We start from the raw sequence: 14,930 nt of genomic DNA, 5'->3' as shown, positions 1-14,930 counted from the left end.
CATCAAAAAAATACGGCTGCTGTAAAACCGAGTCTAAGCCTTATCCTATGCCAACTTGCGGTTCTTAGCAATATTTTTCCTATATCTCGATCAGTATTTTTATGTTTAAAGCTTTGACGATCCTTGCGGTAGCATTAGTCATCGTAAAAAGGAGAGGAGACATCATGAGCAGACGCTTTTTGAGCTTACTTATAGGATTGGTTATCCCTTACGCGTTTGTATTTTTTGGTATTTATTATTTTAGATTTAGTACTGATTTTATTTTTGGATTCCCACCACTTTATTTTTGGGTTTTCCTTTGGTTCATACTAACTTCAATATGTATATCTGTGGCTTGGATGATAGATAAGCCGGATTATGAAGAAGAATAACTATTTGGTAGGGGATAAAAATGGCAGCTTTTATATTTGTTTCTATTATTGCTTTTTCTTTATTGTTGGCGCTTTACGTCAATAGAAATGCAAAAAAAGGGGATGTGGCTGATTTTTTAGTAGGTGGTCGTTCTTTTGGTGTCATCATTCTTTTCTTTCTGGCAGTTGGTGAAATTTACAGTGTAGCTACTGTTATTGGACTTCCGGGGAGTATTTATGCAAAAGGTGTGAACTATGGTATTTGGTTTATGGCTTTCCTTTTGCTTATTTATCCAGTTGGATATTTTTTAGCACCTAAAATCTGGCGTGCTGGAAAAACCTATGATGCGATGACGGCCCCTGACTTATTTAAAAGTCATTTTTCTAGTAGAAAACTAGAGCTGGTTGTGGCGGTATGTTATTTGGTTTTTTTAGTGCCTTGGGCGCAGATGCAGTTTCAAGGGTTGATCGTTGCATTAAATGCATTGGGCTATGAGATTGATCCTATCTTAGCTGTAATTATTGCAGGCACGATTGCTTTTGTTTATATCTCAATTTCGGGCGTTAAAGCTCCTGCAATGATTGCTGTTCTAAAAGACATTTTACTTTTTGGCGCCATCGTTAGCGTGGGCTGGGCTGCTTTTCATAAGCTCGGTGGGGTAGAGCCATTGTTTGCGGCTGCAAGAGATCAAGGTGCATCGATTGCCTATGCGAATCAGGATGAGGTGGTGTTCTCATTATCAACGATTATTTTTCAATCCATGGCATTTTATTGTTTGCCATTCATGATCACTATTCTTTTTACAAGCAAGTCTGAAGGTGGGATTAAGCGTGCTAAGCGATTTATGCCGCTTTATATGTTGATGTTCCCTTTTTTAATTGCTGCTGCATATTATGCGATGATTGCTATTCCTGACTTAAAAAGTCCAAATCATGCGTTTATTGCTACAGCGATTGATGTGCTTCCAGAATGGTCTATTGGATTTATTGCAGCTGGTGCCGCTTTATCAGGTTTGATTTTAATATCTGTTATTTCACTATCTGTAGGTGGGATATTTACTAGAAATATTGTAAGTAATGTTCCTTTTGAGTCGCAGAAACGTTTATCGCAAATCGTGATACTGGTTTATTTGATTATTTCAATGGTGCTGACAGTTGCTTTGCCTAGCCTAATGCTTAACTTAATGAATACAGCTTATGCTGGGTTTGGTCAAATGTTACCCGGTCTACTCGCTATATTGTTCTTTAAGCGTGCAACTGCATCCGGCGTTCTTTTTGGTTTGATTGTTGGTATTGCAGCTGTTTTCTTAATGTATTTTACGGATTTTAGTTTTTATTCTGTAAATATCGGGTTAATGGCTCTAGCTTTAAACTGCTTGACGGTTTTTGTAGTTAGTGTTTTTACCCAAAAGCAGGAAAATTCATCCTATAAGCTAAAAGCTGATTTTTAATTATTTTGGCTGCTTTGAAAAGGGCGGCCAGATTATGAATGTATTTTTAATAAGATGATTTCTTATTTTTAAATACAGATGAAAAAATATTATAAGGTAGAGCAAATGAAAAAAGAATTTATTGACACCTTGGTAATAGGTGCTGGTCAAGCAGGAATTGCGGCAAGTGAACATTTACGCCATCATAGCATCCCGCATTTGGTTTTAGAGCGAGATCGTATTGCAGAGCGTTGGCGTACGGGTCGTTGGGACTCTTTGGTGGCGAACGGTCCAGCTTGGCACGACCGTTTTCCAGGACTAGCGTTTGATACGGTGGGACCAGATGGGTTTGTCGCGAAAGATGATGTGGCCGACTATTTCGAGAAATACGCCCAAAAAATTGAAGCGCCTATTCGTACAGGGGTAGAGGTAAAGCGCGCCGTGCGTAATGAGGGGCGTCAAGGGTTTACTGTAGAGACCTCTCAAGGCACGATTGAAGCAAATCGTCTTATTGTGGCGACAGGACCTTTTCAAACGCCAGTGATTCCTGCGATTGCACCAGAAAATGACCGTTTAATGCAAATTCATTCTGCTGATTATAAAAATCCTAACCAGTTACCTGAGGGTGCGGTGTTGGTGGTGGGGGCTGGCTCTTCTGGCGTTCAAATTGCTGAGGAACTGTTAAGCGCAGGAAAAAAGGTCTATCTCTCTGTTGGTCCTCATGATCGTCCCCCTCGTAGTTATCGCAATCGTGATTTTTGCTGGTGGTTAGGCGTGTTGGGATTATGGGATATGCCCGCTGCCGAACCTGGTAAGGAGCATGTAACTATTGCTGTGAGTGGAGCACACGGCGGCTATACCATTGATTTTCGTCAGCTAGCAGCCAAAGGCATGAATTTGGTTGGCGTCACAAAGTCTTTTGAAGGGGAAAAAGTGCATTTCCATGCGGATCTTGTGACCAATATCAATAATGGTGATGCGAATTATTTAGCGCTATTGGATGCAGCGGATGAATACGTAGAGCGTAATGGCTTGGACTTACCCGAAGAGCCGGAAGCGCGTCATATTTTGCCTGATCCTGAATGCATGAAAAACCCGATTTTAGCGTTAGATATGCAGGAAGCGGGGATTACGAGCATTATTTGGGCGACTGGTTATGCGGTGGATTACCGCTGGTTAGAAGTGGATGCTTTTGATGAAAAAGGGCGTCCGGTACACCAACGTGGGGTCTCGATTGAACCGGATGTGTATTTCTTGGGGTTACCTTGGTTATCTCGTCGGGGCTCATCATTTATATGGGGGGTTTGGCATGATGCCAAGCACGTTGCTGACCAGATTGCGATTCGCCGTAAGTATGAGTTTTATGAAACCAGCACACAAAATAAAGAACTTGCCACTAGCTCTAGTTTTTGATTTTTAGAATAAAGGAGGAAAACATGGTTACGCATACACGTATTCGAATGTTCAACACCAAAGATACTTACCCAAATCAGTCATTAAATAATGATTTGTGTCAGGCTGTACGGGCTGGAAATACCGTTTATGTAAGGGGTCAGGTGGGGACGGATTTTGATGGCAATCTAGTAGGACTGGGAGATGCTGCAGCGCAGGCCGAGCAAGCCATGAAAAACGTCAAGCAGCTTTTAGAAGAAGCCGGTAGTGACTTATCGCATATTGTTAAAACTACCACTTATTTAATTGATCCGCGTTATCGGGAGCCGGTTTACCAAGTGGTAGGCAAATGGCTAAAGGGGGTTTATCCCATTTCCACTGGTCTGGTTGTTACTGCTCTCGGTCAGCCAGAGTGGTTAATGGAGATTGATGTAATTGCGGTGATTCCTGAGGGTTGGGATACAAAATAGAAAAGGAATAGAGATGACATTTTCAGTTGTTGGGCGCTGTGAAAAAACCGGTCAGCTTGGGGTTGCTATTAGTTCTTCCAGTATTGCTGTCGGGGCCCGATGCCCGTGGGTGCGTGCTGGCGTGGGTGTGGTCGCTACACAAAATGTCACGCTGCCAGCACTTGGTCAACAAACATTAGATCTTTTAGAGAAAGAAGCGCTAACGGCTGCGCAAGCGCTGGAAAAAGCCTTACTTACCGATCAGTGGAATGCTTATAGACAGGTAACTGTTGTTGATGGCCAAGGCAAAACGGCTGTGCATAGTGGGGATAAGGCTCTGGGTATTTATCATGCGGTAGAAGGGGACCAGTGTGTGGCGGCAGGCAATATGCTAGCGAGCCATGCGGTCATAGAGGTAATGGTACACGCCTTTGAAAAATCAACCGGGCTTTTAGGAGATCGGTTATTAGAAGCGTTGCAAGCTGGTTTGGCGGCGGGCGGCGAAGCGGGACCGGTGCATTCCGCCGCATTAAAAATAGCTGGCAACGAGTCTTGGCCAATGGTGGACTTGCGTGTGGACTGGGCGGATGTGCAACCTATTGAGCAGTTAGCTCAGTTATGGAAGGCCTATAAACCCCAGATGCAGGATTATTTAACACGCGCTTTAAATCCTACGGCAGCCCCCAGTTACGGAGTACCCGGAGATGAATAGGCTGACTAGCCGCGATATATTAGCGCGGCTTATTGCTTTTCCTACTGTTAGCCGAGATTCTAATTTGGCTTTAATTGCGTTTATACGTGATTATTTGGCAACGTATGGGGTAGAGAGCGAGCTTTTTTATAATGAAGAAAAGACCAAGGCTAGCTTATTTGCCACGATAGGTCCCGAGGATCAAGGCGGTATTATTTTGTCCGGTCATACCGATGTGGTGCCTGTGGATGGGCAGCAGTGGACTGTGCCTGCTTTTGCGCTGACAGAGCAGGATGGTAAGCTCTATGGGCGGGGCACCGCCGATATGAAAGGCTTTATCGCTTGTGTGCTTGCTGCAGTGCCGGATTTAGTACAAAGCTCGTTGCGGTGGCCTGTGCATTTGGCGTTTTCTTATGATGAGGAGGTGGGCTGTTTGGGTGTTCGCCCCATGCTAGCAAACTTAGCCCAGCGTGATCTAGCTTTTAAAATGTGCTTGATTGGTGAGCCTACGCAGTTAAAGCCTGTACTGGGACACAAAGGCAAATTAGCCATGCGTTGCCAAGTAAAAGGGGCAGCGTGTCATTCGGCATATGCCCCATATGGGGTAAATGCGATTGAATATGCCGCTCAGCTTATTGGAAAACTAGGAGAGATAGCAGCCGAGCGGGCGCAGCCGCAATATCACGATTCGCGATTTGATCCCCCATTTTCCACCATTCAAACTGGATTGATCCAGGGTGGGCGCGCGTTGAATATTGTGCCAGAGGAGTGTGAGTTTGATTTTGAGGTACGAGCGTTACCTGATTTTGATGCAAAAACGGTAGCGCACACTTTACAAACCTATGCCGAACAAGAGCTTTTACCCAAAATGCGCGCCGTTCAAGCTGACACGCATATTGTGCTAGAAGAGTTAAGCGCTTACCCAGGATTAGTTACGGCTAAAGATAGCGAAGTGGCGGCTTTAATCGCAAGCTTATGTGAATCTGAGGAATTCGGGACAGTGGCTTTTGGTACAGAGGGCGGGCTTTTTCATCAAGCAGGGATCCCCACGGTGGTGTGTGGGCCTGGGAGTATGGACCAAGGTCACAAACCAGACGAGTTCGTCAGCATAGAGCAACTAGCGCGTTGCGATCAAATGCTACAGCGGCTTATCATTTATTTAACTAACCCAAAAACCACATAAAAAAGACCGCAAAAGCGGTCTTTTTTGTATTCGGTGGTGCCCAAGGCCGGAATCGAACCGGCACCCCTCTCGGGATCGGATTTTGAGTCCGACGCGTCTACCAATTCCACCACTTGGGCACGTACTGCATGTGTTTGGTAGCAGCTAAAGACGTAATTATATGGGTTGCGGGAAAAATAAGCAAGAAAGATTTGCTGATAAAGAACAAAGCGTCGCCACGGTATTGCCCACGCTCTGCGTGTGTTCATACTACAAACTTTTTGGGGTTTCTGTCTAACTAATGGAAAAAAAGTTAGGGTTAACTCTAGGTGCTTGTTCATGTGTTGAACGCCTTGTTTTTTTTTGTTGTTAACCGCTTTCTCTGAGGTGTGTAATCTAAGAGTTATAAGACCTAGTCATTTTATTTCCCTGATTGAAGGGTTCAGTTAGGGTAGATAACTGCATTTAAATTGGAGATGGTGTACATGAAACGCTTTGTCGCTGCTTGTATTGGTGCATTGGTGGTTGGATTTAGTGGGCCAGCGCTGGCTACGAAGCCGACTGTACTGAAGTTTTCTAACTTTGCGGGGCCTACAGCCTATTTAACTAAAGGGATGTTTGAGCCCTTGTTTAAAGACATTGAGGCAGACGCCGAGGGCACACTTAAAATTCAAATGTACTCGGGTGGAAGTTTAGTAAAAGCCGAAGACTCATTTGACGCTGTACGTCGAGGTCTCGTTGATATGGCATGGGGAGTTACTGGTTATACTCCAGGACGTTTTAAAGTGGCGGATATTCCTGAGATTCCATTTGAAGCAAAGACGCTTCTTGAGGCCTCATCAGGTGTGTGGGCTTTATATGAAAATGGGCTGATGGATGGCTTTGATGATGTGTATGTGTTTGGAATGGTTTCCTCTGGGATTCTGACGGCACACTCTGTCAAAGAGATAAAAAGTCTTGATGATTTTAAAGGGGAGCGTATTCGTGCCGCTGGACCCTTGGCATCCGCTTCAGTTGAGGCGTTAGGTATTATCCCTGTTGGTTTGCCCGTGCCGCAAACGGCAGAAAATTTATCTAAGCGTACATTAACGGGTAGTTTAAACGATTGGAATGCTGTATTTACTTGGCAAGTTTTGGACTTTGTTAAATGGCACATTGATGCGCCATTAGGGTCAAGCTCAGTCTTTGTTGTTATTAATAAGAAAAAATTTGACCGTTTACCCGAGGCAGCTAAAGCCTCTTTACAGAAGCATGGCGGCAAAAATTTTGTAGCACGATGGTCAGAGGGTTTGGGTAATGAGAATGAGCGATTAAAGCAAGAGCTACTTAAGCGTGATGATCACGTTATCATCACGCCAAGTGAAGAGGACATTGATCGTTGGAAAGCCGCTGTTGCACCCGTAGTACAAAAATGGATCACTACTATCCCTGAAGGTGAGCGTGTTTGGGAAGTATATACCCAGACGATTGCAGATGTACGAGCTAAACAATGAAAGTAATACAGGAGAACACCGAGCGCTTACGGCGCTTGGTGCTTGAAGGGAATGGCTCCGCTTTAATGCGTTTGAGCCTTTTTTTAGCCATCATCGTCTTAGTTGGCTTGATTGTGCTGGCTGCTGCCACCTTAGTGGACATTGCATTACGCGCTTTTAGCTCTTATACCGTTCGAGGATTGTTTGAGCTGAGTGGTCTATTTATGGCCATTATTATTGCGGGTTTGATGAGCCTGGTTTTTTTGCAGCGCCGTAACATCCGTGTTGATGTGATGCGGAAAGTGGCAGGAGACAACCAGTTAGGTGTTCAGCTTATTTGTGCATTAAGTGAGGTCGTTGTTTTTGTTGGGCTAGCGGTGGTTTTAGGATTCCGTGCTTGGGATGCTTACGAGTATGGGGAAAAAACCATGGTTGTAGGCTGGTCCACCACAGGACTGTGGGTAACGGCTTGCGTTGTTATGTCGATAGGCGCGTTATTAGCAGTTATAAGGCATATCGCTCAATGGGGACGTCTCTTTGCAACTAAGGCTTATGCTGTGCCAGGCTTTTGGCGTAGTTTAAGTGTCATTATCGGTGCTTTTGCTTTAGCGGCTCTATTGCTTGTACTGTATTTAAACGAAGATACAAGTCCTAGCACCCAAGCCGGAATTGGGTTTTTAGCTTTATATATCCTCATTGCTGCTCAAGTGCCAATCGGTGTGGCGTTAGCTTTATTAGGCGTGGCAAGCTTAGCTTTGACTTTAGGAGCAGAGCAGGCGTTAGTTATTGCGCAAAATGAAGTCGGCAGAGCATTAACAAGTATCGATATGGCCGCGATTCCCTTATTTCTGTTAATGGGGAATTTTGCGACATGGGCAGGGTTATCTGGTGATATTTTTAAAGCTGGTACCGCTTTAGTAGGTTCAACTCGTGGTGGTTTGGCCATTGCCTCCGTATCGGGATGTGGTGGGTTTGGGGCTATTAGTGGCTCATCGATTGCTACGACGGCTACTTTTGGCAAAGTGGCTTTTGCGGAAATGGAAAAGCGTAATTATGCTCATAGTCTTGCTGCTGGCTGTATAGCGGCAGGGGGAACATTAGGGGCTTTAATACCACCTTCCGTCGTGTTAATTGTTTACTGTGTGGTGGTTGAAGAGTCCATTCAGGTCGCTTTTCAGGCAGCGTTATTACCAGGGCTACTTGCCTTGAGTATGTATGTGATTGCGATCATGATCGCCGTGCGCCTAAAACCAGAGCTTGCTCCTAACGTGGATAAGTTTGATTGGCCCTATGCACGTAAGGCGCTAATTCAGGCTTGGCGTCCTACGCTACTGTTTTTGTTAGTGCTGGGTGGGTTATATGGTGGAATTTTCACGACACAAGAGGCCGCATCAGTAGGAGCTATTCTCGCTTTCTTTTTTGCAGTGACTTCGCCCGACTTCACGTGGGTTAAATTTAAAGAATCATTAATTGATACAGCAATTAATTCGGGTGCGATCTATGTGATTTTTATGGGAGCCAATATCTTTGCTAGCTTTATGAGTTTTAGCGATGTGGCAAGCCTGATATTAGATCTAGTGAATTTAGAAACAACGCCCCACTGGTTAATTCTACTTGCTCTGGTTTTGATTTATCTATTACTTGGGACAGTATTTGATACATTGGCCGCCGTTTTAGTTACTACGCCACTAGTTGTACCGTTAATTTTAGGGATGGGGTATGACCTGATTTGGTGGGGTGTAGTGACTTTATCCTTGGTAGAAATTGGCATGATCACACCACCATTGGGAATGAATGTTTTTGTTATGCGTAGCGTTGTTGGGGAGCGCTTAGAGCTAGCGACGATTTTCCGTGGTGTAGTGCCCTTTTTGTTGGCTGACTTAGTGCGCATCACTTTATTAGTATGCTTCCCTATTATTACATTATGGCTACCTAGCCTTTTAAGTTCCTAGTAAAGGTAGAGCAATGAGTAAAAGACGAGTTTTAGTCGTAGGCTCAGGTCGAGGTATTGGTGCAGCTACGGCGAGATTACTAGCGGAGCAAGGATATGAGTTGGTTTTAGCGGATCAAAACTTGTCTTTGCTTGCTGAGGTGGCGGAGTCCATTGGGGACGCGGTAGTGCATTATGAGGCCTTAGACATTAGTGATTATTCTGCCGTACAGAATATGTTTCTTAATTTAACAGAGCGTCAGTTGTTTTTGTCCTGTTTAGTTAATACGGCAGCGATTTCCCCTTTTTCTGAAAATGGGGGCCGGTTGTTGTTATATGACACCACTCCTGATCTTTGGGAGAAGGTTTTTGCGGTGAATACATATGGTACTTATGCCTTGAGTCGAGAGTTCATGGCGCATATTAAGGGGCGTGCTATTCAGCATGGGCGTGTGGTTAATTTAGCATCTACCGCCGCTCAATTAGGGGGGTATCAGTCTTGTACCGCCTATGTGGCAAGTAAAGCCGCGGTAATTGGCTTTACAAAAGCCTTGGCCCGTGAGTTAGCACCTTTGAATGTGACTGCCAATATTGTTGCGCCGGGGCTAATTGAAACACCTATGTTACGCGTGGGGGTGAAGCCAGAGAATGATGAGCAGGCTGTGGAGCTTGTTCCCTTAGCTCGAATTGGACAGGCTGAAGAGGTTGCTGCTGCGATTGCCTATTTGCTATCAGAGCAAGCTGGTTATGTAACAGGTACAACTTTAGATGTGAATGGTGGGTATTACATGGTTTAGCCATGTAGAGGAGAGAGAGGTGAAAATTTGGCATCAGTCCAGTGTGGACTTAGAAAACTATCCCGTTTATAAGGCTTCGTTAGCGAAACATTATGCTAAAGTAGCATCGCCTGGCACAGAGATTCATTTGCACGGCGTACCGGAGCAAATGTGGCATGGCATGTCACCGAGCGAGGTCATGCGCGTGCCTTACGCATACCATAAAGCAATGAGTGGGCAGCTTTTGCATAATGTATATCGGGCTGAGCAAGAAGGCTATGATGCTTTTGTCATCGGTACCTATACGGAGCCACTATTGCGAGAGTGCCGGTCTTTAGTCGATATCCCTGTGATCTCTATGCCTGAAAGCACTGTATTGATCAGCTGCTCTATGGCAACAAAAATTGGTCTGGTGACTTTAAATGATGAAAACTTGTGGTTTTTGAAAAATGCGATGCATCGTCATCAGTTTGAGGGGAGAGTGAGTGGCATCTATGTGATTGAGCCACAACTGCCCGAGCGGGAAATGGATGCTGTATTTTTAAATCCCACGGACTATATTGAAGCATTTTTACATACAGCAAGGCGAGCCATTAAGGAAGGCGCGGATTTAATTATCCCTGCTGAGGGGCTGGTCGCTGAGGTTCTAGCAGCTAATGATGTTTTTGAGGTGGATGGGGTTAGTATTTTAGATGGTGTTGGAGCCCCGCTGATGTATGCAGAAATGTTAGCTCGCTTACATAAATTAACGGGTCTGCATGCAGGGCGGCAATGGCACTATCGCAAGCCAAGTCCAGAACTCTTAAAACTATATCCAGCCAGCTTAGAATGATAGAGCAAGATCAAGAGTCTATTTATCCTCGAGTCCGCGCTTTAGAGCGTGGGCTTGAGTTAATTCGAGTGCTTGGGGAGACAGGGTGGACAAGTCCTGGCGAGCTCGCCAAGCGAACAGGAATTCATCGCGCTACTGTTTATCGCTTACTACATACCCTAGAAGCCAACGGCTATGTTCATTGCCGGCCTGGAGACAGCCATTATTGTTTAACGACTCGTATTCGTAGCATAGCCGATGGGGTCAAAGATGAGGACTGGATCGCCCAAGTGATTAGTCCTTATTTGGGTAGGTTGTTGTCCCAAGTACAATGGCCCAGTGATTTTGCAACGTTTACGGGTGGCCATATTGTGATTCAGGAGTCTACGCACCGGTTTAGCCCTATGTCGGTCAACCGGGGAATGATTGGTAAGGCTCGCCCTTTACTGCACTCCGCTTTAGGTATTGCTATTTTAAGTATGGTGTCGGACGATAGTCGCCAACGAATTCTTAACTTAACAGAGCTAGTGACGAATGAGCCGCTAACACAAGAAGATCATTATGCTCAGTTGATGCAAAGTATTCAAATTGCACGAGCGCGGGGGTATGCAGAGTCAGCGGGGGGCACAGAGCCGAATATTAGTGCTATCGCCTCACCTGTTTGTTGGCGTAATCGTGTTGTCGGAGCGATTAATATCATGTTTTTTCGTCGTGCGATGACCCCTATTAAAGCTGCAGAACGCTACTTGGGCTACCTGCATGAATGCGTACGAGATATTGAACGTGAGCTTCATGATTTGCCCCTAGGAGAAAATTACGGGTGGCCTCGGCGTCGTGATTAAGAGATGCGCAGCCCTTCCTATAAAAAAGCACAAAGTCTAGCGAGAGGTTTAGCGCTGTTGCAAGCGTTGAGTACATTTGCCTTAGGGGCCGCGTCGATTAGTGAGCTTAGCCGTGCGACAGGAATACATCGCACAACGGTAAAACGTGTAGGCCCTCAGAGGAGTTAAAAAGTACGGTGTACGTAACCCCAGCTAGTGTAAAAAACAGGTGCTGGTGATGTTCGTGGTAGTACATTTTCCTAACCCCGAAAATAATCTATTGTGCTTACTTACACCAGGTATTAGGTAGATAGAGTTAACGCATTGTGATCAGCCTGACACTGATCTTAAAGCCCCCATATGAGGAGAACTGCAAGAGCAGCAAAACTAACAGGATAGAGTCGGATATTACGGCTTGCAAAATTTGCTTAAGCTTGCGAGGTTGTAATCGTTTTATCGTTGTCTTTTACTCTGCTGTGTTTTATGAAGCTTTCTACTTTTGGTTCCTATTCTCTTGCTCTGTGACAGGTTAGTTACGATATCCATGATAAACAGCTCCCATACCCATTATAATTAGGAAATCTCTATGGCTATCGTGTAGTCACGAAAAAGTTAGCTATCGCTTACATAATAGCTGGACCACAAATTTATCAGGGGCATAGACCATTTAATAGGTGGTTTGATGCTAATTAACTGTACATCATTTTGGGCAAGCCCAATACAATGTCAGGCACCATCACCACCAGCAAGATTGTTAGCAGTAACATTAAGAAGAATGGCAATGCCGCTTTGGATAAGAATAAAATATCTTTGCCCGTCATACCTTGAAGTACAAACAAATTTAAACCTACTGGTGGGGTTAATTGCCCCATTTCCACGACCAGTACCAAGTACACGCCAAACCAAATTGGGTCTAAACCTGCGGCCTGCACTGCTGGCAGCAGCACTGCGCTGGTCAACACCACGATGGAAATACCATCTAGGAAGCAACCTAGTACCATAAAGAACACCGTTAATGCCGCCAACAGCGCGTAGTTATTCAAGCCCAAATTACCAATCCAGCGTGCCAAATTCATAGGCAGGTTGGAATAGCCCATCGCAATGGTCAAGAACGCCGAACCTGCCAAAATCAACGCAATCATGGACGATGACAAGGTGGCAGCGACCAGACCGTCTTTGAAGGTTTTCCAGTTCAAATCACCAAAAACCCAGCTCAGCAGCAATGCAGTCACTACACCCACAGCAGCCGAATCGGTTGGGCTAGCCAAACCAGAATAAATAGAGCCAATCACACCCAAAATGAGCAGCGTCACGGGTAACAACGTACGCGTGGCTTTCATTTTTTGAGCAAAGCTCATGGGCGGATCTTTGGCCGGTACTTTGTCTTTATTCTTGGTAGACCAAATGGCGACATAGGTCATGAACAGCAAGATCACCAATACACCGGGCACCACACCAGCGATAAATAAGCGGGCGATGGACAGCTCGGCAGCCACACCGTACACAATCAAAATAATGGAGGGTGGTATTAACAAGCCTAAGGTGCCAGAGCCTGCAATCGTTCCCAAAATCAAGCTTTCATCGTAGCCACGCTGTTTGAGTTCAGGCACAGCGACCTTGGCCACTGTGGCGCATGTTGCCGCCGACGAACCACTTACCGCCGCAAAAATTCCTGACGCTAAAATTCCCACATGCCCTAAACCACCCGGTAGCGACCGCATCCACGGTGCTAACCCTGAAAACAAGTCTTGCGACATGCGTGAGCGAAATAGAATTTCACCCATCCAGATAAACAAGGGCAAGGCCGCAAGTGACCATTCTGCTGACGAACTCCAAATATTGGTTGCTAACACACTCACAATAGGGGCATTGGAAAACAGCAGTATGCCCACTATGCCTGTCACAAACAGTGCTATAGACACCCACAGTCCTATGGCTAGGCAGCCCAACAGCACGCCCATCATAATCAATGACATGGTTACATCAGACATTACAGCGCCTCCTCAGCAACCGAATCCGCCGCCAGCGCATCGCTGTGACCTGTACGTATAATTTCCTGCAGGGTGTCCAGTGCCGTGACCAAAAAGACAGCCGACCCCACACACAACACGCTTTGCGGTATCCACAAAGGCACTTTGACTAAACCGCTGGCACGGTCGCCCCACAAAAAGGACTCGTAGGCCAATACACCCAAGCTATAGGTAAACAACACACCCATCATTACCCCTAACAGCGCGATGATGGTCAGTGTGCCTCTACGTATAGGAGAAGGCAGCTTGGACTCCAGCAAGGTCACCCGTATATGTACGGCTTTGCGTAACCCCAAACCCAAGGATAAAAACGTGGCAAAACCCAGTGCATAACCTGAAAACAGCGAATAGGAAGGGATCAGCAAGCCAAAACTCTGATCAAAGAAACGAAGAGCCACGTAATCGATCGTATTGAAGATCACCTGACCAAAAACAATAGCGGCTATGCTCGCCAACGACAGTGCGGCTAAACCTGTACTGATCGTATAAAGGCCATCCAAGATTTTGCGCATGGCAGTTTGCCCACATCAAGGTGCCAGCGCAGGAATTACTGCGCTGGCGAATTACAGTCAGAAGTTAGTTTGCGCGGTAAGCCTCAAGCACGACTTCACCTTCGTCGCCGGCTTCTTTCGCCCACTCTGCTGCCATCTGCTCACCCACTTTATGTAGGGCAGCATTCAGCTCATCAGAGCCTGCACTCACTTTGATACCGTGCTGTTCCAATACATTACGCTGTGCAATGTGATCGGCTTCAGCCATTTCCCAACCGCGTTTTTCTGCAGCAGCAGCCGCATCTAACACCGCTTTCTGAGTGGCTTCATCCAAGCCATCAAACACACGCTGGTTCACCACCACAATGTTCTTAGGCAAGAATGCCGCCACATCATAGAAGTGCGTCAGGTAGTCCCACGCCGTGGTGTTCACACCAGTAGAAGTGGACGTAATCATCGCGTTCACACGGCCTGTGGTAAATGCTTGTGCTAAATCAGGCACTTCTACTTGTGTAGGCACCGCACCCGCCAATTGTGCTAGGCGTTCGGTTTGCGGGCTGTACGCGCGCATTTTAATACCTTTCAGATCTTCTATCTTTTCGATAGGGCGATCAGTGTACAGCCCTTGTGGAGGCCACGCTACCGAGAACAATACTTTCAGATTTTGGCGACCCAACAGGCGCTCCAGTTCAGGCTTGGACACCACGTACATCTTGGCTGCGTCATCAAAAGAGACCGCTACAAATGGTATGGAGTCCAACGCGAACATAGGGTTCTCATTCGCCAAATTAGAAATGATGAACTCACCCATTTCTATCTGTCGCGAACGAACCGCATTTTTGATTTCCTGGTGCTTGATCAATGAACCCGCGGGGTGCACATTGATTTTCAGCTCGCCGTTTGTGGCAGTTTCCACATCTTTAGCAAACTGCTGGATGTTTTGAGTGTGGAAGTTAACATCAGGATAAGGGGTGGCCATCTGCCACGTTGTTGCTGCATATGTAGTGGCGCAGGCTAGGGCCAATGCTGCACCTGCGACCATGCTTTTATAGGCGTTCATGGTTCCTCCGTTGTATGGAAAGTCGATCTTTAATATTATTAATAATATTATTGATAATATGAATC

15 protein-coding genes and 1 tRNA gene are annotated in these 14,930 nt (G+C 45.8%); 12 read left to right on the top strand and 4 right to left on the bottom strand.

Annotation, left to right across the window (positions count from 1 at the left end):
• Positions 1–164: 164 nt before the first annotated feature.
• The 6 genes from ABD980_RS06740 (at position 165) to argE (ending at position 5,495) form a co-directional block, all read left to right on the top strand.
• Positions 165–371, top strand: a complete 207-nt coding sequence (locus ABD980_RS06740; RefSeq protein ID WP_345370526.1) for a DUF3311 domain-containing protein — start codon at positions 165–167, stop codon at positions 369–371.
• 20 nt (positions 372–391) lie between these two features.
• On the top strand, positions 392–1,801 hold the full coding sequence (locus tag ABD980_RS06735) for a sodium:solute symporter family protein (protein ID WP_345370524.1): 1,410 nt from the start codon (positions 392–394) through the stop codon (positions 1,799–1,801).
• Between the two features lie 105 nt (positions 1,802–1,906).
• Positions 1,907–3,193, top strand: a complete 1,287-nt coding sequence (locus ABD980_RS06730) for a flavin-containing monooxygenase (protein WP_345370522.1) — start codon at positions 1,907–1,909, stop codon at positions 3,191–3,193.
• A 23-nt stretch (positions 3,194–3,216) separates the two neighbouring features.
• The gene (locus ABD980_RS06725; protein WP_300648140.1) at positions 3,217–3,642 is read left to right on the top strand and encodes a RidA family protein; all 426 of its coding nucleotides are present in this window, start codon (positions 3,217–3,219) and stop codon (positions 3,640–3,642) included.
• Positions 3,643–3,655: 13 nt separating this feature from the next.
• Positions 3,656–4,333: a DUF1028 domain-containing protein gene (locus ABD980_RS06720; RefSeq protein ID WP_300648142.1), complete on the top strand. Its 678-nt coding sequence runs from the start codon at positions 3,656–3,658 to the stop codon at positions 4,331–4,333.
• On the top strand, positions 4,326–5,495 hold the full coding sequence (gene argE, locus ABD980_RS06715; protein WP_345370519.1) for an acetylornithine deacetylase: 1,170 nt from the start codon (positions 4,326–4,328) through the stop codon (positions 5,493–5,495). Before ABD980_RS06720 ends, argE begins: the two co-directional genes overlap by 8 nt.
• Positions 5,496–5,529: 34 nt before the next feature.
• Here argE and ABD980_RS06710 read toward each other — a convergent pair.
• Positions 5,530–5,614: transfer RNA gene (locus ABD980_RS06710), tRNA-Leu, on the bottom strand.
• 345 nt (positions 5,615–5,959) lie between these two features.
• Here ABD980_RS06710 and ABD980_RS06705 point away from each other — a divergent pair.
• From ABD980_RS06705 to ABD980_RS11190, 6 genes are read left to right on the top strand one after another with little or no spacing between them, the layout of a single operon-like run.
• A complete protein-coding gene (locus ABD980_RS06705) occupies positions 5,960–6,967 on the top strand; it encodes a TRAP transporter substrate-binding protein (RefSeq protein WP_300647302.1) in 1,008 nt (335 codons plus the stop codon).
• Positions 6,964–8,898, top strand: a complete 1,935-nt coding sequence (locus tag ABD980_RS06700; protein ID WP_300647303.1) for a TRAP transporter large permease subunit — start codon at positions 6,964–6,966, stop codon at positions 8,896–8,898. The genes ABD980_RS06705 and ABD980_RS06700 overlap by 4 nt, the downstream gene beginning before the upstream one ends.
• A 13-nt stretch (positions 8,899–8,911) precedes the next feature.
• Positions 8,912–9,673: an SDR family NAD(P)-dependent oxidoreductase gene (locus tag ABD980_RS06695; RefSeq protein ID WP_300647304.1), complete on the top strand. Its 762-nt coding sequence runs from the start codon at positions 8,912–8,914 to the stop codon at positions 9,671–9,673.
• A 19-nt stretch (positions 9,674–9,692) separates the two neighbouring features.
• Positions 9,693–10,484: an aspartate/glutamate racemase family protein gene (locus ABD980_RS06690; RefSeq protein ID WP_345370515.1), complete on the top strand. Its 792-nt coding sequence runs from the start codon at positions 9,693–9,695 to the stop codon at positions 10,482–10,484.
• Positions 10,481–11,305: an IclR family transcriptional regulator domain-containing protein gene (locus ABD980_RS06685; RefSeq protein ID WP_345370514.1), complete on the top strand. Its 825-nt coding sequence runs from the start codon at positions 10,481–10,483 to the stop codon at positions 11,303–11,305. Before ABD980_RS06690 ends, ABD980_RS06685 begins: the two co-directional genes overlap by 4 nt.
• Positions 11,306–11,308: 3 nt before the next feature.
• Complete coding sequence (locus ABD980_RS11190) at positions 11,309–11,473, top strand: helix-turn-helix domain-containing protein (protein ID WP_377536119.1); 165 nt, start codon at positions 11,309–11,311, stop codon at positions 11,471–11,473.
• Between the two features lie 500 nt (positions 11,474–11,973).
• Here ABD980_RS11190 and ABD980_RS06680 read toward each other — a convergent pair whose 3' ends face one another.
• The 3 genes from ABD980_RS06680 to ABD980_RS06670 all read right to left on the bottom strand — a co-directional run bounded on the left by ABD980_RS06680 (position 11,974) and on the right by ABD980_RS06670 (position 14,865).
• The gene (locus ABD980_RS06680) at positions 11,974–13,275 is read right to left on the bottom strand and encodes a TRAP transporter large permease (RefSeq protein ID WP_345370512.1); all 1,302 of its coding nucleotides are present in this window, start codon (positions 13,273–13,275) and stop codon (positions 11,974–11,976) included.
• Positions 13,275–13,826 carry a TRAP transporter small permease gene (locus tag ABD980_RS06675; RefSeq protein WP_300647310.1) on the bottom strand — a complete coding sequence of 184 codons (552 nt, stop codon included), beginning with the start codon at positions 13,824–13,826 and terminating at the stop codon, positions 13,275–13,277. Before ABD980_RS06675 ends, ABD980_RS06680 begins: the two co-directional genes overlap by 1 nt.
• A 64-nt stretch (positions 13,827–13,890) precedes the next feature.
• Positions 13,891–14,865, bottom strand: a complete 975-nt coding sequence (locus tag ABD980_RS06670; RefSeq protein WP_300647311.1) for a TRAP transporter substrate-binding protein — start codon at positions 14,863–14,865, stop codon at positions 13,891–13,893.
• Positions 14,866–14,930 lie beyond the last annotated feature (65 nt).

It is taken from the genome of Paenalcaligenes hermetiae, assembly GCF_039543645.1.
Classification (GTDB): domain Bacteria; phylum Pseudomonadota; class Gammaproteobacteria; order Burkholderiales; family Burkholderiaceae_B; genus Paenalcaligenes; species Paenalcaligenes hermetiae.
Note: the sequence above shows the minus strand (reverse complement) of the source record. Positions and strands in the feature narration are given on the sequence as shown.

Excerpts from the sequence above, each read along its gene's own strand:
- ABD980_RS06680 (WP_345370512.1), bottom strand. The coding sequence starts at position 13,275 with ATGTCTGATGTAACCATGTCATTGATTATGATGGGCGTGCTGTTGGGC.
- ABD980_RS06685 (WP_345370514.1), top strand. The coding sequence starts at position 10,481 with ATGATAGAGCAAGATCAAGAGTCTATTTATCCTCGAGTCCGCGCTTTA.
- argE (WP_345370519.1), top strand. The coding sequence starts at position 4,326 with ATGAATAGGCTGACTAGCCGCGATATATTAGCGCGGCTTATTGCTTTT.
- ABD980_RS06670 (WP_300647311.1), bottom strand. The coding sequence starts at position 14,865 with ATGAACGCCTATAAAAGCATGGTCGCAGGTGCAGCATTGGCCCTAGCC.
- ABD980_RS06730 (WP_345370522.1), top strand. The coding sequence starts at position 1,907 with ATGAAAAAAGAATTTATTGACACCTTGGTAATAGGTGCTGGTCAAGCA.
- ABD980_RS06675 (WP_300647310.1), bottom strand. The coding sequence starts at position 13,826 with ATGCGCAAAATCTTGGATGGCCTTTATACGATCAGTACAGGTTTAGCC.
- ABD980_RS06695 (WP_300647304.1), top strand. The coding sequence starts at position 8,912 with ATGAGTAAAAGACGAGTTTTAGTCGTAGGCTCAGGTCGAGGTATTGGT.
- ABD980_RS06735 (WP_345370524.1), top strand. The coding sequence starts at position 392 with ATGGCAGCTTTTATATTTGTTTCTATTATTGCTTTTTCTTTATTGTTG.
- ABD980_RS06720 (WP_300648142.1), top strand. The coding sequence starts at position 3,656 with ATGACATTTTCAGTTGTTGGGCGCTGTGAAAAAACCGGTCAGCTTGGG.
- ABD980_RS06705 (WP_300647302.1), top strand. The coding sequence starts at position 5,960 with ATGAAACGCTTTGTCGCTGCTTGTATTGGTGCATTGGTGGTTGGATTT.
- ABD980_RS11190 (WP_377536119.1), top strand. The coding sequence starts at position 11,309 with ATGCGCAGCCCTTCCTATAAAAAAGCACAAAGTCTAGCGAGAGGTTTA.
- ABD980_RS06700 (WP_300647303.1), top strand. The coding sequence starts at position 6,964 with ATGAAAGTAATACAGGAGAACACCGAGCGCTTACGGCGCTTGGTGCTT.
- ABD980_RS06725 (WP_300648140.1), top strand. The coding sequence starts at position 3,217 with ATGGTTACGCATACACGTATTCGAATGTTCAACACCAAAGATACTTAC.
- ABD980_RS06740 (WP_345370526.1), top strand. The coding sequence starts at position 165 with ATGAGCAGACGCTTTTTGAGCTTACTTATAGGATTGGTTATCCCTTAC.